The organism is Pseudofrankia coriaricola, assembly GCF_001854805.1.
GTDB lineage: Bacteria > Actinomycetota > Actinomycetes > Frankiales > Frankiaceae > Pseudofrankia.
On the sequence record NZ_MBLO01000100.1, the window covers coordinates 1 to 2,271 of the forward strand.

Annotated in this window: 2 protein-coding genes; both read right to left on the reverse strand. The window is 68.3% G+C overall.

What is annotated here, in order from left to right:
• Nucleotides 1-797, reverse strand: a 797-nt coding sequence (locus BCD48_RS15695; protein WP_083418697.1) for a C40 family peptidase, incomplete at its 3' end; no start/stop codon positions are given.
• Nucleotides 798-1,369: 572 nt separating this feature from the next.
• Nucleotides 1,370-1,525 carry a hypothetical protein gene (locus BCD48_RS51280; RefSeq protein ID WP_157910507.1) on the reverse strand — a complete coding sequence of 52 codons (156 nt, stop codon included), beginning with the start codon at nucleotides 1,523-1,525 and terminating at the stop codon, nucleotides 1,370-1,372.
• Nucleotides 1,526-2,271: the final 746 nt, after the last annotated feature.

Consider the following 2,271-nt stretch of genomic DNA (forward strand, 5'->3'; position numbering starts at 1 on the left):
TCGCCGGGTTGTTTGGCGGACTGCGGGACGTGGATCGTCGCGTTGTACTGCTGCTGGGCGGTGCGTGGCAGGTAGCGGCCCAGCTGCTTGTAGATGTACTGCGCGAAGCCGGAGCAGTCGAAGGCGTTGGGGCCGGTCGCGCCCCACACGTAGGGCTTGCCGGCCTGCAGGGACGCGAGGTAGACGGCCTTTTCGCCGATGGTACTGCGGGGGATCGCCGTCGCGATGCCTCCCGGCCCGGAGCCCGGACCTGCCGTGGGGCTGCGGACGACGACGGTGGCGGCCTCCGCCGTCGAGGGGCGCAGCGCGGCGTCTCCGTCGAACACCGCGGTGATCGTGGTTGTGCTCAGCAGGCGGGCGCTGATGCGGGCGTCGCCGTCATCGTCGGTTCGCAGGATGGCGCTTTTCGACCAGCGGGTGCCGGTGACGACGACGATGTTGACCTGCTCACCCGCGACGGGTGCACCGGTCGTCGCCGCCGCGGCGTGGACCGTGAAGGTCACCTGGTCGTTGGGGCTGATCGTCGTCTTGTCGGGCGTGATGGTCAGGGTTGTGAACTGTTGGGTCGGGTTCGCGATCTCCGCTGCCAGTGCCACGCCGTCGGGTGCGTCCTGCGGGGCCGGCTGGTTGCCGAACATCGAGGCGCCGAGTGTGGATGCCTGCATGATCGGGTCGGCGGTGGGCTGGTCGTCGCCGGGGGTGTCGGAGGTGGCCGCGGCGAAGCCCGTCATCGAGGTGGCCAATGTTCCGCTGGCCAGGAGGGCGACGGTGGCTGCCCGACGCCGAGGCTCGGTCATCCGGCGGCGCGTAGACCCCCTGGTCGCCGTGCCCGGTCCCGATTCGGCGTCCAGGTCGTACCTCCTGGGCCACAGTCCGTCAAGCGACCACCGACCGCCGCCCTGAGCAGGCACCGCGTCCCCTCCCTCGCCGCGCCCTCGGACGCGTCCACCGCAGCAACGACGCCAGATAGTAGTACTACTGGTGTGATTGATAGGAAAGGGTGGGGTGGCAGCGGGTCGGCCGGGCGCATCGACGCGCAGGGTCTCCACGTCCGGGAGGCGTGCCGCCAATGCGCTCGCACCCGCCACGTCGTACTCGACCGCGGCGAGCGACCCAACACGCGGTAACAGCCCGTTCGTCGTCTGCCCAGTTCGAGGTCGAACAGCTACTCCACCGCGACTTCGCCGTCGAACTCGTCACCCTCCAGGTCGACCACCACCCCGCCGTGCTCGCCCTACGCCGCCGAACACCACCATCCATCGGCCACGTGCAGTGATCGGGATGTGCGGGCGTGGTCACGTCGATAGCAGAAGGAGCGGTCAGGGTCCGCAGATCGGGCCTGTCGGAGGCGTTCATCTCCGGGTACCGGTCAGCCAGCGTCGGCATCGAGGTCGGAACCGATCTTTGGCTCAGGCCGCGCGGTGGCCTGAGCCGCCTGGGGATTGCGGGCCACCAGTCGCTCCACGATCCCGCGTTTGTATCGTTCGTGCCGCTCGATCGGGAAGCCGGCCGCCTGTACCTGCACCAGCGGCCTGCGTAGCAGCTACTCGCCACCGATGCGAACGATGATCGCCTCCAGAACGCGCTGGACGGCACGGACTTCCCGGCGGGCGCCGGCGACGTGGTCGAGCAGGAGCAGCCGATCCTGCTGCACCGCCTCACCGGCCTGTCACCCATGCCCTTCCCAGACATCCTCTGTAGGATTTTGGTCCTTAAGATTCGGAACTGGTGCCCAAATAACACCACCAACCCAGCAAGGCCCGGCCGAGCCGGCGAGTAGGCCCGCTCGTCATAGGGATGCAGGCGTCACCACCCCGGGCTAGGTACCACTCGTGCCGCCTTCTGTGGCCTCTCGGCCCCAATGTGGGATCTGTACGTAGTTTTTCAACTATGCACGGTAGTCAATGGTCGGCACCATCTCGCCCGCCTCTACTGTTCTGGGTAGCCGGTGACTCTCGGCGACACCCGTCACGACACCGGCTCGTGGGGCCCGGAACCGACAGCTCGTGGGACCAGGCGTGTCCGTGCTACCTACTACGCATCGTCGTATCCAAATGGACTAGTCTCGTTCACGACGTCACGTCCAACACCGGACCGAACGCCGAATCCTGCCCGCGGTCCCGGTGTCCCCTCCGAGTCGTCACCTCGGGCAGGAGCGGGGGACCCACCTCGCATGACCGGCCAGCGCCCCCTCCGGCGCGGGCCTTGGGGTGAAGCCCATCGCGTGCTTGCTGCGCGAGGGCCGGGCAGCCCAGCCCGAACCCGACAGCT